The 19,588-nt window shown below is 55.3% G+C and carries 22 protein-coding genes, 1 tRNA gene and 1 pseudogene; 15 read left to right on the top strand and 9 right to left on the bottom strand.

What is annotated here, in order from left to right:
• Window positions 1–31 precede the first annotated feature (31 nt).
• Complete coding sequence (locus GYMC52_RS15235; protein WP_013524511.1) at window positions 32–247, top strand: hypothetical protein; 216 nt, start codon at window positions 32–34, stop codon at window positions 245–247.
• A 55-nt stretch (window positions 248–302) separates the two neighbouring features.
• The gene (locus GYMC52_RS15230) at window positions 303–827 is read left to right on the top strand and encodes a superoxide dismutase family protein (protein ID WP_013524510.1); all 525 of its coding nucleotides are present in this window, start codon (window positions 303–305) and stop codon (window positions 825–827) included.
• Between the two features lie 245 nt (window positions 828–1,072).
• Here the strand turns inward: GYMC52_RS15230 and GYMC52_RS15225 are convergent, their stop codons facing one another.
• Window positions 1,073–2,233 (bottom strand): MalY/PatB family protein, encoded by a 1,161-nt coding sequence (locus tag GYMC52_RS15225; protein WP_013524509.1) that lies wholly within the window; start codon window positions 2,231–2,233, stop codon window positions 1,073–1,075.
• A gap of 154 nt (window positions 2,234–2,387) precedes the next feature.
• On the opposite strand from GYMC52_RS15225, the gene GYMC52_RS15220 reads away from it, so the two are divergent.
• From GYMC52_RS15220 to yugI, 4 genes are all read left to right on the top strand, one after another.
• Window positions 2,388–2,651: a YugE family protein gene (locus GYMC52_RS15220; RefSeq protein ID WP_013524508.1), complete on the top strand. Its 264-nt coding sequence runs from the start codon at window positions 2,388–2,390 to the stop codon at window positions 2,649–2,651.
• Window positions 2,652–2,705: 54 nt separating this feature from the next.
• Complete coding sequence (locus GYMC52_RS15215; RefSeq protein WP_013144362.1) at window positions 2,706–3,206, top strand: Lrp/AsnC family transcriptional regulator; 501 nt, start codon at window positions 2,706–2,708, stop codon at window positions 3,204–3,206.
• Window positions 3,203–4,375, top strand: coding sequence for an aminotransferase (locus GYMC52_RS15210; protein ID WP_013524507.1), 1,173 nt, complete (start codon window positions 3,203–3,205; stop codon window positions 4,373–4,375). The genes GYMC52_RS15215 and GYMC52_RS15210 overlap by 4 nt, the downstream gene beginning before the upstream one ends.
• Window positions 4,376–4,480: 105 nt before the next feature.
• Entirely contained in the window at window positions 4,481–4,846 is a 366-nt protein-coding gene (yugI, locus tag GYMC52_RS15205) for a S1 domain-containing post-transcriptional regulator GSP13 (protein WP_013524506.1), read from the top strand.
• 104 nt (window positions 4,847–4,950) lie between these two features.
• On the opposite strand, the gene GYMC52_RS15200 is transcribed toward yugI, so the two are convergent.
• Window positions 4,951–5,184, bottom strand: a complete 234-nt coding sequence (locus GYMC52_RS15200; RefSeq protein ID WP_011232397.1) for a DUF378 domain-containing protein — start codon at window positions 5,182–5,184, stop codon at window positions 4,951–4,953.
• Window positions 5,185–5,332: 148 nt separating this feature from the next.
• Here GYMC52_RS15200 and GYMC52_RS15195 point away from each other — a divergent pair, with 148 nt between their 5' ends.
• From GYMC52_RS15195 to GYMC52_RS15180, 4 genes are all read left to right on the top strand, one after another.
• Window positions 5,333–6,496, top strand: coding sequence for an iron-containing alcohol dehydrogenase (locus GYMC52_RS15195; protein ID WP_013524505.1), 1,164 nt, complete (start codon window positions 5,333–5,335; stop codon window positions 6,494–6,496).
• Window positions 6,497–7,009: 513 nt separating this feature from the next.
• On the top strand, window positions 7,010–8,359 hold the full coding sequence (locus tag GYMC52_RS15190) for a glucose-6-phosphate isomerase (RefSeq protein ID WP_011232395.1): 1,350 nt from the start codon (window positions 7,010–7,012) through the stop codon (window positions 8,357–8,359).
• Window positions 8,360–8,728: 369 nt separating this feature from the next.
• Window positions 8,729–10,009 (top strand): IS110 family transposase, encoded by a 1,281-nt coding sequence (locus tag GYMC52_RS15185; RefSeq protein ID WP_012820563.1) that lies wholly within the window; start codon window positions 8,729–8,731, stop codon window positions 10,007–10,009.
• 396 nt (window positions 10,010–10,405) lie between these two features.
• Complete coding sequence (locus GYMC52_RS15180; protein WP_013524504.1) at window positions 10,406–10,810, top strand: YugN-like family protein; 405 nt, start codon at window positions 10,406–10,408, stop codon at window positions 10,808–10,810.
• On the opposite strand, the gene GYMC52_RS15175 is transcribed toward GYMC52_RS15180, so the two are convergent.
• On the bottom strand, window positions 10,807–11,802 hold the full coding sequence (locus GYMC52_RS15175; RefSeq protein ID WP_013524503.1) for a potassium channel family protein: 996 nt from the start codon (window positions 11,800–11,802) through the stop codon (window positions 10,807–10,809). The genes GYMC52_RS15180 and GYMC52_RS15175 overlap by 4 nt on opposite strands.
• Before the next feature lie 112 nt (window positions 11,803–11,914).
• On the opposite strand from GYMC52_RS15175, the gene GYMC52_RS15170 reads away from it, so the two are divergent.
• Window positions 11,915–12,103: an H-type small acid-soluble spore protein gene (locus tag GYMC52_RS15170; protein ID WP_013524502.1), complete on the top strand. Its 189-nt coding sequence runs from the start codon at window positions 11,915–11,917 to the stop codon at window positions 12,101–12,103.
• Between the two features lie 272 nt (window positions 12,104–12,375).
• Here the strand turns inward: GYMC52_RS15170 and GYMC52_RS20225 are convergent, their stop codons facing one another.
• Together GYMC52_RS20225 and GYMC52_RS20220 are read right to left on the bottom strand one after the other, a co-directional pair.
• A complete protein-coding gene (locus GYMC52_RS20225; protein ID WP_011232392.1) occupies window positions 12,376–12,729 on the bottom strand; it encodes an MFS transporter in 354 nt (117 codons plus the stop codon).
• Window positions 12,730–12,778: 49 nt separating this feature from the next.
• Window positions 12,779–12,949, bottom strand: a pseudogene (locus GYMC52_RS20220) (MFS transporter); the annotation flags it as partial.
• Window positions 12,950–13,048: 99 nt separating this feature from the next.
• Here GYMC52_RS20220 and GYMC52_RS15160 point away from each other — a divergent pair.
• Together GYMC52_RS15160 and GYMC52_RS15155 are read left to right on the top strand one after the other, a co-directional pair.
• Window positions 13,049–13,549: a GNAT family N-acetyltransferase gene (locus GYMC52_RS15160; protein ID WP_013524501.1), complete on the top strand. Its 501-nt coding sequence runs from the start codon at window positions 13,049–13,051 to the stop codon at window positions 13,547–13,549.
• Between the two features lie 57 nt (window positions 13,550–13,606).
• Window positions 13,607–13,858 (top strand): hypothetical protein, encoded by a 252-nt coding sequence (locus GYMC52_RS15155; RefSeq protein ID WP_013524500.1) that lies wholly within the window; start codon window positions 13,607–13,609, stop codon window positions 13,856–13,858.
• A gap of 216 nt (window positions 13,859–14,074) precedes the next feature.
• Here GYMC52_RS15155 and GYMC52_RS15150 read toward each other — a convergent pair whose 3' ends face one another.
• Window positions 14,075–14,956, bottom strand: coding sequence for a thermonuclease family protein (locus tag GYMC52_RS15150; protein WP_013524499.1), 882 nt, complete (start codon window positions 14,954–14,956; stop codon window positions 14,075–14,077).
• A 251-nt stretch (window positions 14,957–15,207) separates the two neighbouring features.
• Here GYMC52_RS15150 and GYMC52_RS15145 point away from each other — a divergent pair, with 251 nt between their 5' ends.
• Window positions 15,208–16,500 carry a DnaD domain-containing protein gene (locus tag GYMC52_RS15145; RefSeq protein WP_013524498.1) on the top strand — a complete coding sequence of 431 codons (1,293 nt, stop codon included), beginning with the start codon at window positions 15,208–15,210 and terminating at the stop codon, window positions 16,498–16,500.
• A gap of 231 nt (window positions 16,501–16,731) precedes the next feature.
• Here GYMC52_RS15145 and GYMC52_RS15140 read toward each other — a convergent pair.
• Window positions 16,732–16,804: transfer RNA gene (locus GYMC52_RS15140), tRNA-Ala, on the bottom strand.
• Between the two features lie 72 nt (window positions 16,805–16,876).
• Window positions 16,877–17,554 (bottom strand): MgtC/SapB family protein, encoded by a 678-nt coding sequence (locus tag GYMC52_RS15135; RefSeq protein WP_011232387.1) that lies wholly within the window; start codon window positions 17,552–17,554, stop codon window positions 16,877–16,879.
• A gap of 117 nt (window positions 17,555–17,671) precedes the next feature.
• On the opposite strand from GYMC52_RS15135, the gene GYMC52_RS15130 reads away from it, so the two are divergent.
• Window positions 17,672–18,580 carry a DMT family transporter gene (locus GYMC52_RS15130; protein ID WP_013524497.1) on the top strand — a complete coding sequence of 303 codons (909 nt, stop codon included), beginning with the start codon at window positions 17,672–17,674 and terminating at the stop codon, window positions 18,578–18,580.
• Here the strand turns inward: GYMC52_RS15130 and GYMC52_RS15125 are convergent.
• Window positions 18,551–19,369 (bottom strand): protein-glutamine gamma-glutamyltransferase, encoded by an 819-nt coding sequence (locus tag GYMC52_RS15125; RefSeq protein ID WP_013524496.1) that lies wholly within the window; start codon window positions 19,367–19,369, stop codon window positions 18,551–18,553. The genes GYMC52_RS15130 and GYMC52_RS15125 overlap by 30 nt on opposite strands.
• Window positions 19,370–19,588 lie beyond the last annotated feature (219 nt).

The following is a 19,588-nucleotide window of genomic DNA, read 5'->3' as shown; positions in this document are numbered from 1 at the left end:
ACGATTTTTTAGGCAGAAAGGTTGTTTCCTTATGTGGCCATCGGTGCTGAATTTATTTTTGTACTTTCCGGAAGACAAACGTGAATACATTCCCGCAACCATTTCGTTTGCTGTCTTTTTCTTGATGGCGGTGTTCACGATGCGGCTCATCATCGTTATCTCCCGGCGGCAAGAGAGGGAAGCGAAGCAACTCGAAGAACAGTTGCTTGGAAAACGAGAGGAACGGAAGGAGCCGCCCGGAGTATAAACGAGTCCCCCTCCGGCAATACTGGCGGATAACAAGTGATGCCGGAGGGTGGTTCGTGTTGCGAAAAACGTACGGTGTGGTGTTCGCTGCGGCGCTCGTGTTGTCCGGCTGCGGCCAAGAGAATGGAACGAGCCGGACGGTGGAGATGATCAATGCGGACGGCGATTCGATCGGTACGATCGAGTTGACTGAACAGGCGGAAGGGGTGCGGCTGAAGCTTGACCTAGAAGGTCTCCCGCCGGGGGAGCACGCCATTCACATCCATGAAAACGGAAGCTGCAAACCCCCCGATTTCCAATCGGCCGGCGGTCATTACAATCCGGATGGGAAAAAGCACGGCCTTTTACACCCGGAGGGGGCGCATGCCGGCGATTTGCCGAACATTATTGTGAAGGATGACGGCACGGTCAACGTCGAGCTGACGGCGCCCAATGTGACGCTGAAAGAAGGAGAGAAAGGCTCGCTGCTTACAAAAGACGGAACATCGATCGTCATTCACGCCAAGAAAGACGACGGCATGACCCAGCCGGCGGGAGACGCCGGCGGACGGATCGCCTGCGGGGAAATCAAGTCGTCGTGAAACAGGGGCTCGCGCGCGGGCCCCTGTTTCACGTGGCCAGGGCAGCGCTTCGCATGGGAAATGCGAGAAAGTGACGGTTGCACGGCTTCTGCTGCACATGGTTGGCAGAACAGAGAACGGAAAGGAACGATCGTTTGGCTTCATTTGCTCTTTTGGTTTACATGGATGGAGGAACCCCGCAACGGATTCGGCGTTGCTTCTTTTCCCTTTCGCCATCCGCTTGGCCGCTCTTCTTTGGCGCAAAGCTAGCGCAGCGCCGCCGCCAGCCGCCGCAGCCCTTCCTCCAGCGTCGGGCGCGGGCAGGCGATATTCAAACGGATGAAGCCGACGCCTTCCTGGCCGAATTTGTTGCCGAATTCGACGGCGAGTTTTCCTTTTTCAAGGAGCCGACGCTTCAGCTCCGCCTCGGAAAGGCCAAGGCCGCGGCAGTCGATCCAAACGAGATACGTCGCTTGCGGCCGGATCACACGGAGCGGCGGCAAGTGTTCCGCTAAATAGGCAGCGGTCATGTCGATGTTTTGCCGCAAGTAATCAAGCAAGGCGTCAAGCCACGGTCCGCCATGGCGGTAGGCCGCTTCCGCTCCGACGATGGCGAACGCATTCAGCGTAAAAAAGCCGTGCCGCTGCTGGACGCGGCGGAACGCCCGGCGCCGCGATTCGTTGGGAAGGATGACTTCCGCCGCCTGCAAACCGGCGAGGTTGAACGTTTTCGTCGGCGCGCGGAACGTGGCGCTTTGCGCAGCCAGCTCTGGGTGGAGCGAGGCAAACGGCGTGTGTTTGGCTGGCGGGAGCGTCAAATCGGCGTGGATTTCGTCGGAAAGGACGAAGACGCCGTGCTTGAGGCAAAGTTCTCCCAGCCGTTCGAGTTCTTCTTTTGTCCATGATTTGCCTCCCGGGTTGTGTGGATGGCAAAGGATGAGAAGTTTGGCATCGGGCAGCTTTCGCTCCAAGTCGTCCCAGTCGATCGCATAGTTGTCTTCCTCAAGGCGCAGCGGACTGAACAGAAGCGTGCGGTCATGACGGCGGACGAGATCAAACAGCGGCCGGTAGACCGGGGAAAAAACGATGATGCGATCCCCTGGTTCGGAAAACGCTTCGATGGCGGCGGCGACCGCCGGCACAACGCCGTGGGCAAACACGAGCCAAGACGGATCGATCGTCCAGTCATGACGGCGTTCAAGCCATTGGCACACCGCTTCTTTGAGTGAATCGGGAATGACGGTGTAGCCGAACACGCCGTGCTCCACCCGTTGCCGCAGCGCTTCTTGCACTTCTTTCGGCGCGGGAAAATCCATATCGGCGACCCACATTGGCCATACGTCTTCGCGGCCGAACACGCGATGAACGTCATCCCATTTCACCGACAGCGTGCCCCGGCGGTCGATGACGCGGTCGAACGGAAACATGATCGCGCCTTCTCCTTTCTCAGCACGCGAACGATGCGGTCCTTTCCCTTCATCGAATGGAAACATTGTTGCATCTTCTCCCTTCTTTTTTTCGAATCGATGGCTTATAATGGGTTATATCATAGCATCAAGAAAGAAGGTGGATGGCGGCGGCATGGACGGACAACAGTTGAATCGGCTTCTTCTTGAATGGATCGGCGCCTGGGACCCGTTTGGCCTTGGAAAAGACGCCTACGACGTCGAGGCGGCCAGCGTGCTCCAGGCGGTGTATGAGACGGAAGACGCCCGCACGTTGGCCGCCCGCATTCAGTCCATATATGAATTCGCCTTTGACGAGCCGATTCCTTTTCCCCACTGCCTAAAACTCGCCCGCCGGCTGCTTGAGCTGAAGCAAGCGGCGTCCTGTCCGCTCCCGTGATGACGACAGGCGGCCGGTTTGGCGAAACCGACCGATGAAATGGAGGGATGCTGCGTGAAATTGAGCGAAAAAGAGCTGGAAATTATCGAAATATTAGAAAAAGATGCACGAACGCCGATCGATGTGCTGGCGAAGATGATCGATTTGCCGGTCGAAGAAACGGAAGCGCTCGTCAAAAAGTTAGAAGAGGCGAAAGTGATCGTCCAATATACGGCGCTCATTGACTGGCGGAAGGCGGACGGCCGCGAAGGAGTGACGGCGATGATCGACGTCAAGGTGACCCCAAAGCGCGGTGTCGGCTTTGACGAGGTGGCGGAACGCATTTACCGATTCCCGGAAGTGAAATCGGTGTACTTAATGTCCGGCGCCTACGACTTATCGGTCGTGATCGAAGGGCGTTCGATGGCGGAAATCGCCCAATTTGTATCGGAAAAACTGTCGACGCTCGATTCTGTCATTTCAACGACGACCCATTTCATTTTGAAAAAATACAAACACGATGGCATCGTCTTTGACCAAGGAGATCAAGATCGCCGCATCGTGGTGTCGCCATGAAGCCGCAAACGAGAAAAACGTACGTGTCGGAAACGGTTGCGGGCTTGAAACCATCCGGCATCCGCCGTTTTTTCGACCTTGCTTCCACCATGGATGGCGTCATTTCGCTCGGCGTCGGCGAGCCGGATTTTGTCACGTCCTGGAGCATTCGCGAAGCGAGCATTTTGTCGCTCGAGCAAGGCTATACGTCGTATACGGCCAACGCCGGGCTCTTGGAGCTCCGCCAAGAAATCGCCGCTTATTTGCGCCGCAAGTTTCATGTCGACTACTGTCCGGAGACAGAAATTTTAGTGACGGTCGGGGCGAGCCAGGCCATCGACTTGGCGCTTAGGGCGATCATCAACCCGGGCGATGAAGTGATCATCGTCGAACCGAGTTTCGTCGCCTACGAGCCGCTTGTCGTGCTCGCGGGCGGGAGGCCGGTGGCCGTTTGCACGTCTGGCGAAGACAAGTTTCAGCTCAATCCGGCGCACCTTGAACGGGCGATCACCGAGCGGACGAAGGCGGTCATCATCTGCTCGCCGAACAACCCGACCGGAACGGTGCAGAGCCGCACGGAGCTTGAAGCGATCGCCCGTCTGGCTGAGTCGCACGACTTGCTCGTCATTGCCGATGAAATTTACGCCGAGCTGACGTATGAAGGAGAGTACACGAGCATGGCCGCTGTTAGCGGCATGCGCGAGCGGACGATTTTGATTTCCGGCTTTTCCAAAGGGTTTGCGATGACCGGATGGCGGCTCGGGTTTGCGGCAGCGCCTGACGAGATTTTGCAGGCGATGTTGAAAATCCATCAGTATGCCATGATGTGCGCGCCGACGATGGCGCAATATGGGGCGCTTGAGGCGCTTCGCAGCGGAGAGCGCGATGTCGCCGAGATGCGCAACAGCTACCGGCGGCGGCGCAACTATTTCGTCGCCTCGCTCAATGAAATCGGTCTGCCGTGCCATTTGCCAGGCGGCGCGTTTTACGCTTTCCCGTCCATCAAGCCGACCGGTTTGACGTCGGAGCAGTTTGCTGAGCGGCTGCTCATCGAAGAAAAAGTGGCGGTCGTCCCCGGCAACGTCTTCGGCCAAAGCGGGGAAGGCTATATCCGCTGTTCATACGCATCATCGCTCGAACAGCTGCAAGAAGCCATTAAGCGAATGAAACGGTTTTTGGCGCGCCTGTAACTGGGGATGTTCCGCCGTCGGCGGGACATCTTTTTTTGGGGTTTGCTGTCGGTCTATGTTATAATACAGAAACATAGACGAAATTCATCAATAGGAGTGTTTCGCTTGTCAACGATCAAACGAGGAGCGATCGTGAAAGGGAAGGTGACGGGCATTCAGCCGTATGGCGCGTTCGTCCAGCTTGAGGACGGCATGCAAGGGTTGATCCATATTTCTGAAATTTCCCATCAATTTGTGAAAGATGTGCGCGATTACGTCCATGTCGGGGATGAAGTGACGGTCAAGGTGTTGGACGTCGATCGAAAGGCGAGGAGGGCGAGCCTGTCCCTAAAGGCGCTCGAACCTGCCGGGGAAAAGGAAAAACGCCATATGCGCATGAAAATGCCGCTCAAGTCGGGGTTTCGCCCGTTGAAGGAAAAACTGCGCGAATGGATTGAGCAGTCCAAGAAAGAAAATGGACCGAAACCATAACCCTGCGCCCCAAACGGTGAGAGTCCATGACGCTTTGAGGCCGGGAGAGGCGCAAAAAAATAAGACACCCACCGTCAGGCGGTGAGTGTCCCAATGGTTTTCCGTCATGTGCGCGATGTTTTCGGTTCAGTGCGCCCAAGCTCTTCGGCCGGTTTGAACAGCAGCGCCAAGTTGATCAAGCCGGCGATGCCGACCAAGCTGTAGATGATGCGCGACCAAACGGAGTCTTGGCCGCCGAAAATGGCGGCGACTAAGTCAAATTGGAAAAAGCCGATTAGTCCCCAGTTAATGGCGCCGATAATGGTCAACAATAGCGCAATGCGCTGCAATGCTCCCATCTTGTTTGCCTCCTTTGGAAAATTTCTTTTCAACTTATAGGATGAATCGCAGTCGTGAAAAATATGCATCGTTTGCCGCCAAAGCAGTTGGCTTTACAACCGGTGGCAGGCGCTGCCATAATAGATTCAGGAAAAGGAGGGCATCCATATGCAAGAGTTTATTTTCCGCAACCCGACGAAACTGATTTTCGGAAAAGGGCAGCTTGAACGGCTCAAAGAAGAAGTGCCGCGCTACGGCAAGAAAGTGCTGCTCGTGTATGGCGGCGGCAGCATCAAACGAAACGGACTGTATGATGAAGTGATGAAGATATTGGGGAACATTGGCGCCGAGGTCATCGAACTGCCAGGCGTCGAACCGAACCCGCGCGTCTCGACCGTAAGAAAAGGGGTGGACATTTGCAAGCGGGAAGGCGTCGAGTTTTTGCTGGCGGTTGGCGGCGGCAGCGTCATCGACTGCACGAAAGCGATCGCCGCCGGGGCGAAATTCGATGGCGATCCGTGGGACTTTATCACGAAAAAAGCGCCCGTCACCGGCGCCCTGCCGTTCGGCGTCGTCTTGACGCTGGCGGCGACCGGGTCGGAGATGAATTCCGGCTCGGTGATCACAAACTGGGAGACGAAAGAAAAATACGGCTGGGGCAGCCCGTTTACGTTCCCGCAATTTTCGATTTTGGATCCGACGTATACGATGACCGTTCCGAAAGACCATACGGTGTATGGCATCGTTGATATGATGTCGCATGTGTTTGAGCAATATTTCCACCATACGCCGAACACGCCATTGCAAGACCGGATGTGCGAAGCGGTGTTGAAAACCGTGATCGAAACGGCGCCCAAACTGATCAACGATTTGGAAAACTACGAGCTGCGCGAGACGATCATGTACTCGGGCACGATCGCCTTAAACGGCTTCTTGCAAATGGGCGTCCGCGGCGACTGGGCGACGCACAATATTGAGCATGCCGTTTCCGCCGTGTATGACATCCCGCATGCCGGGGGATTGGCGATTTTGTTCCCGAACTGGATGAAGCATGTGCTCGATGAAAACGTCAGCCGTTTCGCCCAGCTCGCGGTGCGTGTGTTCGATGTCGATCCGGCGGGCAAATCCGAGCGCGATGTGGCGCTTGAAGGCATCGAGCGGCTGCGCGAGTTCTGGTCGAGCCTCGGGGCGCCGTCGCGGCTTGCGGACTATGGCATCGGCGAGGAAAACTTGGAGCTGATGGCCGATAAAGCGATGGCGTTTGGCGAGTTCGGCCGTTTCAAAACATTGAACCGCGATGATGTGCTCGCCATTTTGCGCGCTTCCCTTTAATGAGGCGATGCGGCGGCTTCGCGAATCGATCGATGATGGCGCCGGCTCGGCGACGGAATCTGCCTGAGCTGGCGCTTTTCCTATTTTCTTGGTTTGCCTGGGCGCGCTCCCGATCCCGCAGGACGGTGGAAAGGGAGGAGGGCGCAAAAAACAGCCGCCTCGCTCAAATCCATGGTTCTCGAATGAGGAAAAAGCACAACGTTGATTACGTTTCTTGAGGCGAGCATCCTGAGCCCCCTAGAAGGCGGGTGAAAAACGAGTTTTGTTCGCAAATCGGCGGCGTTTCATCAGAAAAGAGAGCCGATTTCACAATGTTTCTCTAATTGAAAAATGGTTGGGATAAGCTGTCTTTTTCGTTGCATCACCATCCCTCCAGACGTTACGCAAGGAAATCGGCGCGGCGAACATGGCGAAAAATGAATCCGTTTCCAAAAAGGTGGGCTGCTTGATTTCCCTTGTTTATTCCGCTAAAGTGAAAGAAGGCAATGATTCTTGAAGGGGAGGCGGAAATCGATGACCCACATTCGCTTTGACTATTCGAAAGCGCTCGCCTTTTTTGGCGAACATGAGCTTACATACTTGCGCGATGCCGTGAAAGTCGCGCATCATTCGCTTCATGAAAAAACCGGTGTTGGAAGCGACTTTTTAGGCTGGCTTGACTGGCCGGTCGACTATGACAAAGAAGAATTCGCGCGCATCAAGGAGGCGGCGAAAAAAATCCAATCGGACTCTGATGTTCTTGTCGTCATCGGCATCGGCGGCTCGTACCTTGGCGCGCGGGCGGCGATCGAGATGCTGCACCATTCGTTTTACAACGCCCTGCCAAAAGAAAAGCGGAAAACGCCGCAAATCATTTTTGTCGGCAACAACATCAGCTCGACGTATATGAAAGACGTCATCGATTTCTTGGAAGGGAAAGACTTCTCGATCAACGTCATTTCCAAATCGGGGACGACGACCGAGCCGGCGATCGCCTTCCGCATTTTCCGCAAGCTGCTTGAGGAGAAATACGGCAAAGAGGAAGCGCGCCGCCGCATTTACGCGACGACCGACAGCAAGCGCGGCGCGCTTCGGACGCTCGCCAATGAGGAAGGGTACGAGACGTTTGTCATTCCGGATGACATCGGCGGCCGCTACTCGGTGCTGACGGCGGTCGGGCTGCTGCCGATTGCCGCAAGCGGCGCGGATATTAACGCCATGATGGAAGGAGCGGCCAAAGCGCGCGACGATTTCAGCTCCTCGGAGCTTGAGGAAAACGCCGCTTACCAATACGCCGCCATCCGCAACATTTTGTACAACAAAGGGAAAACGATCGAGCTGCTCGTCAACTACGAACCAGCGCTGCACTATTTCGCCGAATGGTGGAAGCAGCTGTTCGGCGAAAGCGAAGGGAAGGATCAAAAAGGCATTTACCCGGCTTCCGCTGATTTCTCGACCGATTTGCATTCGCTCGGCCAATACATTCAAGAAGGGCGCCGCGATTTGTTTGAAACAGTGTTGAAGCTGGAAGAACCGCGTCATGAGCTGATCATTGAAGCCGAAGAAAACGACCTTGACGGACTGAACTATTTGGCGGGAAAAACGGTTGATTTCGTCAACACAAAAGCGTTCGAAGGGACGCTGCTCGCCCATACGGACGGCGGCGTGCCGAACTTGGTCATCACGTTGCCGAAGCTCGATGAATATACGTTCGGCTACCTCGTCTACTTCTTTGAAAAAGCATGCGCCATGAGCGGCTACTTGCTCGGGGTGAATCCATTTGACCAACCGGGAGTGGAAGCATACAAAAAGAACATGTTCGCCCTCCTCGGCAAACCAGGCTATGAGCAGCTGAAGGAAGAACTGGAGAAACGGTTGAAATAACAACGTGTTCCATCGCCAAGCCGCTGTTTTCTCGGAGGAGATGACTCGCGGCTCGACCCGAGTCGCGCCCGAAACGGCGGACGGAACGACGGAAAAAGCGCCTCTTCCCTTTTGTGGGGGAAGAGGTGTTTTGTTATACATACCGGGTCGTTCGTCCGCACAACGCCCGGGCGAGGGTTTATTGCTCCCTGCCGTTTTTCGCCAAGCGTCTGAAGCTGCCGCGGACAAATAATCCCCGCCAAACGGGAAACGATAAAAGAAAGGAGCATTCCCGTTAGGTGCTTTTCCGGGGACTTGATCAAAAAAAGCCCTCTTGGTATGATGCAGGGGTGTCAAACACATCACTCACCATACCAAGGAGGACTTCAGATGAATTGTACACAAAACTATAAAATTGATCAAGTCACCGAACAAACGCTTGTCGTGGGCATCGATATCGCGAAACGAACCCACTACGCCTGCTTCGTGGATGACCGGGGGCGTGTGCTTCGCAAATCGTTCCCGATCTTCCAGTCGAAAGAGGGCTTTCGCCAGCTGTATGAAGCGATTCAGGAGGCGATGCAAGCGTTCGGAAAGCCGCAGGTGATCGTCGCGGTGGAGCCGACCGGGCACTACTGGTTGAACCTGGCCTACTTCCTCGAGGAGCACGGGATCCCGTTGGTCATGGTCAACCCGGCGCATGTGTGCCGGTCGAAAGAACTCGATGACAACCTGCCGACGAAACATGACGCCAAAGACGCCCTAGTCATCGCCAGACTGGCGAAAGACGGACGATTCCTCGTCCCCCGGCTGCTGCACGAGATCGAAGCCGATTTGCGCGTCGGGAGCACGCTCAAAGAGAAGCTCCGCAAGGAACAGACGGCGGTGAAAAACGCGATCGTCCGCTGGACCGACCGATATTTTCCAGAGTTTTGGACGGTGTTTCGCGACCTGGGGAAAACGGCGCTTTCGGTGCTGGAGTGGACGCCGCTTCCGGCCGATATGGCCAGCCGATCCGCCGAGGAGCTCATCGAGGTGTACCGGCAAAGCGAAGGGCTGAAATGCCCGCAGAAGGCCAAAATTCAGGCGTTGATCGACGCCGCGAAGGACTCGATTGGGGTGACGGAAGGGACGACGATGGCCCGGTTTGAAATCGCCGCGCTCGTCCGCCGATACCGCCAATTGGAGGCTGAGATCGCCGCGTTGGACGCCGAGTTGAAGGCGTTGGTTCAAACGACGATGGAGTATCAATGGCTGAAAACGGTCGACGGGTTGGGAGACGCCACGATCATCGATCTGCTGGCGGAGATCGGCAGCTTCGCCCACTATCGGGACCCGCGTCAATTGGTGAAGTTGGCGGGCCTGACGCTCAAAGAGAACTCCTCCGGCCAGCGCAAAGGGCAAAAGCACATCTCCAAACGGGGACGGAAACGGCTGCGATCGGTGCTGTTTCGGGCGATGATTCCGCTGATCCGGCACAACGAGGCGTTTCGCGAGCTGCATGACTATTACACGACCCGCCCCGTCAATCCGCTGACCGGAAAGCAGTCCATCGTCGCATTATGCCGGAAGCTGTTGAATGTGCTGTTTGCGATTTGTACGAAGAAACAAGCCTTTGACGCGGAGCGAATGAAACAGGACGTCTTGTCCCAGGTGCAACGGGCGGCCTAAGGCCTCCCCCTGCGAACGGAAGAATCGTTGGACAACAGGATGACACCGGAGAAGCTGGCGTGATTTTATCCATTCGACCTTGAGTCCCCAAAGGAGCTTGGCCGGCCTCCGCCTGATGACGAGACCGAACGAGGGAATGTTGGCGCGAAGACGCCCGGAGACATGGGAGGGTTCGTCCTCATCAGCGACGCGGAGATCCAAAGGGTGCATCGAATACGCTTCTCCCCACGGAAGGAAAATATCCCCAGCCGTGGCCGCGAAGCGCACCCTAGGTCTGTAAGATATCCACAAAACTGAAAAAGGATGTAAGGGATTTTGTCGAAAAATATTTTTTGGACACCCCTGAGGGGCCGAAAAGCCTTGATAAATCAACATTTCTAGAGGGAGGGATTGTGCATGATTGAAATGCCATCGCGTTTGGAAGGGAAACAATTTCAACTGTACCATTTGGAAGAGCAATTAAAACCAATGGGATATACAATCGGCGGCGGGTGGGACTACGATCACGGCTATTTCGACTACAAAATCGCCGATGACGCGGGCTACCAGTTTTTGCGCGTGCCGTTTCGGGCGGTCGACGGGCAGCTTGATTCGCACGGAACGACGGTGGAGCTTGGGCGGCCGTTTTTGCTTGCGCATAAATACCAACGGGGCATCGATGATTTAGCCGATGTCGGCAACATCAGCGCCTCATTCAATCAGTTTGCCGAGCCGCAAGACCCGGATGCGACCGTACCCGAGCGATACATTTCCGTCGGAAAGGCGCTTGTCCAAGAGCTGGAGCGCCGCCTGCTCGATTAAGGGGCAAGCACAAACAGGCGGTCGCTTTGTTGAATCGGGCGGTCCGGTGCAACGGAAATCGCTCCGTGATCTCCGTGGATGACGCCAAGCAGCGTCACGTTTTGCTTGAGCAGCTGCTGTTGAACGGCGGCGAATGGCTGGCCGATTTGCTGTTCGTCTGGCTCGAGAAGGCAGAGCGTCTGTCCGTCCAGGCGGTAAAGCGCCGTCTCCCACACGCTGGCGGCGCCCGGCGAGCGAAGGCTGGCAGCCATGGCGAAACTCGCCAGCAAGTTTGTCTGAATCACCTCATCCGCCCCGGCGCGGAAGGCGTTCTGGACGTTTCGGCCCGTTAGGATTTCCACGATGGCGTACACCGACGGGTTGAGGCTTTTGGCGGCAAGCAGCGTGACAATCGTATCTTTATCGGCTTCCGATTCCGCTTTATGCGGATCGGCGGTGATGAGCAAAAAACGCGCTTCTTGAATATTGGCCTTCTCCAGCACCGCATCGTCGCTTGCCGTTCCTTTAATGAAATGAACCGGCGCGTTCGGAAGCGGGTGGGACGGAACGGTGGCGTCGATGAGGACGAAACGCATGGAGGCGTCGTGCCGCGAGAGGCGGAGCAGCACCTCGCGCGCCCGCTCGTTCCAGCCGACGATCACCGCATGGCCGCGCCCTGTATACCGGAGCTGTCCGCTTGTAAAAGCGGTTTCCCGGGCGGCGGCCACGGCGGAGACGGAAGCGAAATAAGCAGTGAGGATGCCGGTGCCAAGGACGATGAGCCCAATGGCCGCGAGTTTTCCGGCGACCGTTTTCGGGGCGATGTCGCCGTAGCCGATTGTCGCCGACGTCACGATCGCCCACCACACGCCGTCGAACACCGTGCGGAACGTCTCTGGTTCAACGAAGCGCATCAGCGCGCCAAACAGCACGATCAACGCGCTCGCCGAGACAAACAGGCGAAGCACGGGCGGCCAGCGCCAATACGATAACAGCACGTTTCTTGTTTTCATCGTCCACCCCTCTTTTGTTTTTGTCTTTTTTTAGTGTGAGCCGTTTTTGCATAAACATTCCTGTTTTTTCCCATACTAGGAAACGGAACATCACAGAAAGGGGACAGTGGTCATGGATATGAACCGTGTCAAACAAATCGTTTCTTCCCCTGCCGATATTCCGGTGTATTACAACGGCGTGTCGGTCTGGATTGACGGGTATGATGAAGAAAAACAGACGGCGACCGTCCATTGGCGCGACGGGCGGCTTCATGAGCGCCGGGATGTGCCGGTTTCGGAATTGACGGAAGAGCGGGAGTGAAAAGGGGAGGCCGGCTGACAGCGCGGGAGCCTTCTTGCGTTTCCCGAGCGCGCTTGGTTCGAGTAAAGGCGTTTTCCGGCATGAAGCGTCCGGGCGGCCCGCAAGAAAACGGTTGTTGTTCGCCGTCTGTTTCGTGAACAAGACGGCTTTTCAGACGACAATCAGAGGGAGTCGGTGCAAGGACGTAGACATCGGATGAAACGTTGATGGAGCGAAAGACGGGGAAATCCGCCGCTTGCCGAACGACATGTCGGGCAAGCGGCTTCGTTTTGTCAGACAGCGGATTGGCGGCGCGTCCGGGCAACGCGCACTGTCAACAGCAAGGCGCAGGCGAAAAAGAGAATATCATCGATTCCGTAGACGAGATGATACCCTCCAGCGGCAAACAGCGCGCTGCCGATCATTGGTCCGAACGCCATGCCCATATAGCGGAAAAAGTTGTACACGCCGATCGCTGTCGAGCGGTTCGCTTGAAAAACGTTCGTCAGTACGGTCGTCTGCACTGGGAGCGAAAGGCCTAAAAACAAGCCGAACAAGGCGATGGCCAAAACAAGCAGCGAAAGCGATCGTTGGGCCGCGATCAAGAAAAAGAAAATGGACAGCACGGTCAAGTACGATGCCGCCAAGCAGCACCGTCCTCCGTCCTTTCCGGTCGGTGAGCGGGCCATAGACGATTTGCATCATCGCCAGGAAGAAAGTGAAAATGGAAATCGTCAAGTTGATCAAAAACGAAGAAGTCGCAAACGCCTCCCGCACTTCTGGTAAAATAGGAGTGTAAATCGTTTGCGTAAACGGGCCGAGAAACGCGGCGAGCGACACAAGATAGACGACAAGCTGGCGTTTCATCCCTTTCCCCTTTCTTTGTTTGTACATATGTATCATTATACTCTCGCTTTTTTCACTGATGGAAATAAAATGACTGTTTGCAAAAGGGGAGATGGAAAGATGGAATCATTTTTGATCCGCGATGCGGCCGCCGCGGATTTGCCGCACATCGTCCGCATTTATAATGAAACGATCCCAAGCCGGATGGTGACGGCGGACTTGGAGCCGGTGTCGGTCGAAAGCCGGCGGGCGTGGTTTGAGGCCCATGACCCGCACAATCGTCCGCTTTGGGTCGTCGAGGACGACGGCGCGGTTTGCGCCTGGCTCAGCTTTCAGTCGTTTTACGGCCGCCCGGCGTACCGCCATACGGCGGAGGTAAGCATTTATATCGCCGAAACGCACCGCGGCCGGGGGCTTGGGGCGAAGTTGCTCGAGCGGGCGGTCGAACGGGCGCCCGAACTTGGGATCAAGACGCTGCTCGGCTTTATTTTTGCGCATAATGAACCAAGTTTGCGGCTTTTCTCCCGCTTCGGATTTGAACGATGGGGATATTTTCCGCGCGTGGCGGAATTGGACGGCGTGGAACGCGATTTGGTCATTGTCGGCAAACGGCTTGTATAGAATGGGGGGAGGCGGGGAAGTCATAAGTAATGAGGATGAACGGAAAGAGGGAAGGATATGAACGTCATGCCGATTCGGCTGTTTACGATCCAAGATGGGGAAGGATTTGTCGCTGACGCGTTTCAATGCCCGGTGACCGGCAATTTGATTTACAAATCGTCCGGCACGCCGTCCGTTGTCGCATACGCCCACTTGACCGATGAACAAATCATGCGCCTTGAGAAATACGGATTTCGGCGGCTCGGCGAGTCGCCGGCGCGGATGGAAAGCGGCCCGGACGGCATTGAAGAGCTGCTGCCGAGGCAATGAGGGAGAAAGAAAACACACAAGATGAAAACGTTGAAGAAAAGGCCTGCCCGCTGGGGACAGGCTTTTTCTTTTCCCCAGAAGGCCGGCGAAACCCAACGGATTCGCTCGATCCGTTCGTGAGAAAGCTCAAGGGATGAAACTGCGGCGCTGCAAGGTTTTTTCAATTTGAAAAACATTGTTGCAAAGCCTGATATTCGTTCCATCACCGGCCGTTGATCATGTCAACCGGCGGATGAGCCAATAGAGCGCGGCGGCCGCCGCTAGGCCAAGCAGCGTATAAAGAACCGGACGGCCGGATCGTTCGAGCGGCGTTTTGTTCTCCAAAGCCGGCGGGTGAACGGTCTTGGCCGTCTTTTCCCCGGTCTGCGGCCGCGTTTCCGTCCCTGCCCCCTCCCTCTCTCCAGCGGCGTGCTTGCCGTACATGCCCGCTCCGGTTCGTTTCGCCTCCTCGTACGCCTTGCGGACGCGCGCTTCGTATTTGTAATCGCCATAGTCATAAAAGTCTTCGACAAGTCCGGCTTTGGCGAGGTCTTCTTGCAGCAGGCGCTTGCCGACCCACACCCAGGCGAGCAGCCGCTGGTATTTGTCAAACAGCGCGTCTCCGTCGGTCTCAAGCAAAATGTTCCCTTGATGCAAGCGGGAACATGTAAACCGGCTTGCTTCTTTCCCATACGGTTCGACTTGGATCGTGCTCTCCGGCGTATCAATGAACAAAAACCTCGTCGTGTATACATGGCCGTTGACGCGAAACTTCGCCGTATCGCCGTCAATGCACTCGACCAATTCAGCCGGGTAGGTGCGGCCAAGGCGCAACGTAGAACGATCTTCTTTCTTCCCCAGCGTATGGCCGTCCAGGTCGATTCGTTCTGGGGTGAGATGCCGCTTGCATCGTTCATTGCCGTTGTATGTTTGAATAAGCTGGACAAGCTCTTGTTTCGTTTTCGCCTGCTTCGCCAGCGCAGTCGGCTCATGGAGCAAATACACGCAGTCGCTGCCGCGGAAGTGCCCGCCCAACTCATCAAGCTCGCCAGGGTGGGCAAAAGCGGAAATCGGGAACATCAACAGGAAACAAAACAAGAATATGACCATTCGTTTCAAAAACGATCCCTCCACTCGAAAAACATTTCTTCCTCTTGAACAAGAACCGGATGTCCGCAATGGATGGGTTTCAGCACACGATCGCACATGTTATGCCGGTTTTTGCCGTTTTTCAGCGAAAAATCAAGCCAATATGGCCGTTATCGCGCTGTTAGGCGATTTGCGTTCGTTCACGATAAAGTTTATCAAAAAAGTGGAACGATGAGGAAACATCTCGTCAATCAAGGATGTTTGAGGGGGGAGAGGATGACATGTCCAACTTGCTTTTCGATGATCAACCGTTGGTCATTTTGCCGCAGCTCGCTTTGGCGATCGGGTTGAACGAAAGCATCGTTGTTCAGCAGCTGCATTATTGGCTCAAGAAAAGCGAAAACGTCCATGACGGCTATAAGTGGGTGTACAACACGTATGCAGACTGGCAGCAACAATTCCCGTTCTGGTCGGAAAGCACGGTCCGCCGGACGATTACCAAGCTCGAGAAAATGGGTATTATCGTTGCGGCGAATTTTAACCGTTCCAAGATCGATAAAACGAAATGGTATCGGATCGACTATGACAAACTGGCCGAAATAACGAAAGAAATGTCAGAAATGTCGGGCGGAGAACATGGGCAGGCGGCCGATGATGGCGTGATGACCGCGAATGGCGTTTCGATCGTTCCAGATGCGTTTTCATTTACTCAAGACGGGGCTTCGTTCGTTCACGATGAGGGGTTGACGACGCACGGCGGGGATTCGATTGTGCAAGATGGCGTCTCGGCCGTTCAAGGCGGCGCTTCCGTGGTTCATGGGGAGGTGTTGGCGTCTGGCACTTCGACCGCTCAAAACAAGGTTTTGGCTATGGAAGAGAGGGGATCGATGAGGCTGAGCAGCGTTTCGATGATTCAACAACATCCGATTTCAGCCGTTTGCGATGGTGTTTCGACCGGCCAAAATGAGCAGACGATGGGCGAAACAGTCCGTCCATTTGCGCAAAATGAACCGTCCAACTGGTCAAACTGGGCGGTCAAGGCGCTCAATTTGACGAGACCAATACCAGAGACAACAACAGAGATGACAGCAGAGATCAAAAAGGAAGACGAAGAAGACGCGCGCGTGCGCACATACAAGGAGATCGTTCGCTTCTGTGAGGAAAACGGGTTTGGCGTGATCGGCGATTATTTGCGGGAAAAGATCAATGCGTGGGTGGACGATGCGTCCGAGGAATTGGTGTTGGAAGCATTGAAAATCGCGGTGGAAAACGGCGCAAAACGGTGGGTGTACGTGGAAACGATTTTGCGCGACTGGACGGAGAAAGGGTACCGCACCGTGGACGAAGTGCGCGCCGCGCGGTTGGCGTTTCGGGAACAGCGGATGAAGCAGCGATCCGCCCCGCCTTCATCCGATGGCGGGAGAACGATGCGGAAACCGATCCGCACCGAAATCGTGCCGGATTGGCTGAACATGGATTACAGCCAGCCGGAAGACGACGACTTTGACGTTGAGCAGGCGCGCCGAGAGCTCGAGGAACGTCTGAAAAAATACAAAACCAACCCGGACGGATGAAGCCGAAGGGCGTAAGAGCCCGAGCAGTCTCATCTCATGACGGGACGTGAACCGAGCGATCTCCCGTGTGCCCCACGCTTTGAGGTTCAGTCAGGTCGTTCACTGGTGCTGGCGCCCCTTCACGTTTAGATGGTGGGAGGCTTCTTTTGGGAATTTGTTCACAGGGAGATGGCTCATCGCCATCTCCCAAAACGAAAATAAAAAACCCTTGCACGGCAAGGGTTTGGCAAATGGAGCATACCGGGCTCGAACCGGTGACCTTCGCGCTGCCAGCACGACGCTCTCCCAACTGAGCTAATGCCCCAAAAAAGGATATGGATGATCTATCCATGTCCCATTATATATATGGATGCGGACAATTGCAATCCTTTTTTGATCACCCGCTTTCAATATCAACGTGCACCACATCGTCAATGGAGCGGATGACGTAGTAAAGTTCGGCGGTCGAGCGCTTTTGGTCAATGACGGCTCTTAGTTTCAGCAAATGTTCATTCTCTTCCACATCTTTAATGCGCATCGTTTTGATATTGATGTCCTGTTGTTTTAAATGGTCGATGACCTTTGTAATGTTTTTGGCGTCCGCCACGGTGATTTGCAGCAGCACCTCTTTTTCGCGCAGCTGCTTCGGTCCGAAAAAATTGATCAAAAACGGAATGAGTTCCACACTGACAATGAGAAGCGCGACGCCGAACGCCGATTCCCAATAGAAGCCTGCGCCGACCGCCACTCCAATCCCTGCCGCCCCCCAAATGATCGCGGCGGTCGTCAGCCCGGTGATGCTGTCGTTGCCGCGGCGCAAAATGACGCCTGCTCCTAAAAAACCGACCCCGGACACAATTTGCGCCGCCAGTCGAAGCGGGTCCATTGTAATATGGTCTTTGAGCGGAAAGACGTACGCCGATTCGATCGAAACGATTGTAAGCAAGCAGCTGGAAATGGAAATGACAAGGCACGTTTTCAACCCGACCGGTTTTCGCTTCAATTCCCGTTCCAGCCCAATGATCAGCCCGAGAATGGCGGAAATCCCTAGTTTGAGGAACGGATCAAACATCATCGCTTCTCACCTCGTTCATGGTATAATGAAAGAAAACGCCTGATGACGCCTGTTTTCGCCCGGCGTGAAAACGGCGGCCAAGAACTGCGCTTGACCGAGACAAGGAGAGGAAAACGAATGAAGCCGCCAAGCACCATAAAGGCTTATGCTGCTCTATTCATCGGCGCGCTTGCCGTGTCAACATCGGCCATTTTCGTCAAATGGTCGCAGGCGCCGTCCGCGGTGATCGCCTTTTATCGGCTCTTTTTGGCCGTCGCCATCATGACGCCGTTGTTCCTCCGGCATCGAAGCGAACTCCGAGGCATCTCTCGGCGCGATTGGCTGTTTTCGCTTTGTTCTGGGGTTTTGCTTGCCTTTCATTTTATCCTTTGGTTTGAATCGCTCGACTATACATCCGTCGCTAGTTCGGTCGTGCTTGTGACGCTGCAGCCGCTGTTTGCCTTCGCAGGCGGCGCGTTGTTTTTCCGCGAACGGTTGACCGTCGGCGCGGTCGGGAGCGCGGTGTTGGCCATGATCGGCAGCGTTCTCATCAGCTGGGGAGACTTCCGCGTCAGCGGTGAAGCGCTGTACGGCGATGGATTGGCGCTGCTTTCGTGCGCGTTTGTCACGGCGTATTGGCTGTTCGGCCAAGAGGTGCGCCAACGGTTGTCCTTGATGACGTATACCTATATCGTCTATAGCATCAGCGCGGCGGTGTTGTGGCTGTACGCGATGCTGTTTCGCCTTTCGCTGACGGCGTATCAGCTGACGGATTGGCTTTGTTTTCTCGCTCTCGCCGTCATTCCAACGCTGCTCGGCCATTCGGTGATGAACTGGGCGGTCAAATGGGTCAGCGCCTCGACGGTGTCGATGGCGATTTTATTTGAACCGATCGGCGCTTCCGCCTTGGCCTACTGGCTGTTTGGCGAACCGATCCGTCCGTTTCAATGGATCGGCGGTATTTTTATTTTAACAGGAATCGCCCTGTATTTGTGGGAGAAAAACGAAAAAGGTCCGCTAACGGAGCAAGAACGTAGCGGACCCTAACGTTCCGACGATAAAGGGCGGGCGGCGGATCGGCAGGCGGAATTCATCGAAGCCGCGGGCGAATTGGGACAGATAAGCGAAATCGACTTGCGTGATATCGGGAAGCAGGTAAGCGGATTTCGTCGCCCCCCGCTTTCGTTTTCGATTGAGCGCGGCGATGATGCCGTCTGCCGTCTGGATGCCGATGCCATGCCCGTAAAAGAAGCCGTCGCCTAAGTAAATGGCATTTTCCCCTTGCCATTGCGGCGTCAACGGATCGAATTCCGGGTTTTTAAAATAGAGGCAATCTCCGGGGAGAAAGTGTTCATCTTTTTTTGTTTGAATGCCAAGATCCCGGTCGGTATGCCAGTCATACAGCAGCAAATCCGCAAACAGCCGGTTGAATGCCGCTGGATCGATTACGTCAAGCACGGCCTTGTAGAACACGATGACGATCGCGGTCGCGCATTCAAACGCGTATCGCTCGCTATGGACAAAAATGTCCTGAATCGCTTCGGAAGCCGTGACATCTGGACGAAGACGGAAGCCGCCGCGCTCGTCCCGCGTCCAGAAATCGCTGTTGCAGCGCGAAAAACGGAAAATGGCAAACCGCGCCCGGCTTTTCGCCAACTCGCCCGCCGCCCGAACAATGCGGTCGCGCAAGGCGATTTCAAATCGAAGCTGGTGTTTATTTGCATACGTATACAACTTAGGCGAGGAAACAAGGGCATCTAAGATTCGTTGTTCGCTGGCCGGAAGCGAAAACGAACTCGAAACGTCAAAGTTGATTGGCGACAACACGCGAATCAAAGTGAAGAAGCCTCCTTGATGAAAGGATCGCAACAACGATATAGATGCAAAACGGAAAAGTTCTCCACGTCCTTGACGAAAAAAGTCGCTTGCCTATTTTGACCGCCCGAGGCAAACCGTCGTCTTCTTCGCCGCACCTTGGCGTGGCGGAAGACGGAACGACTACCTGCTTCACAGACCTAAGCGTGGGGCTGGAAGCGGCGTTGTTCGGTCGCCTGA

It is taken from the genome of Geobacillus sp. Y412MC52, assembly GCF_000174795.2.
In the GTDB taxonomy this organism is placed as follows: Bacteria; Bacillota; Bacilli; order Bacillales; family Anoxybacillaceae; genus Geobacillus; species Geobacillus thermoleovorans.
The sequence above is the reverse complement of the archived record's forward strand: the minus strand, read 5'-3'. Positions and strand labels throughout refer to the sequence as shown.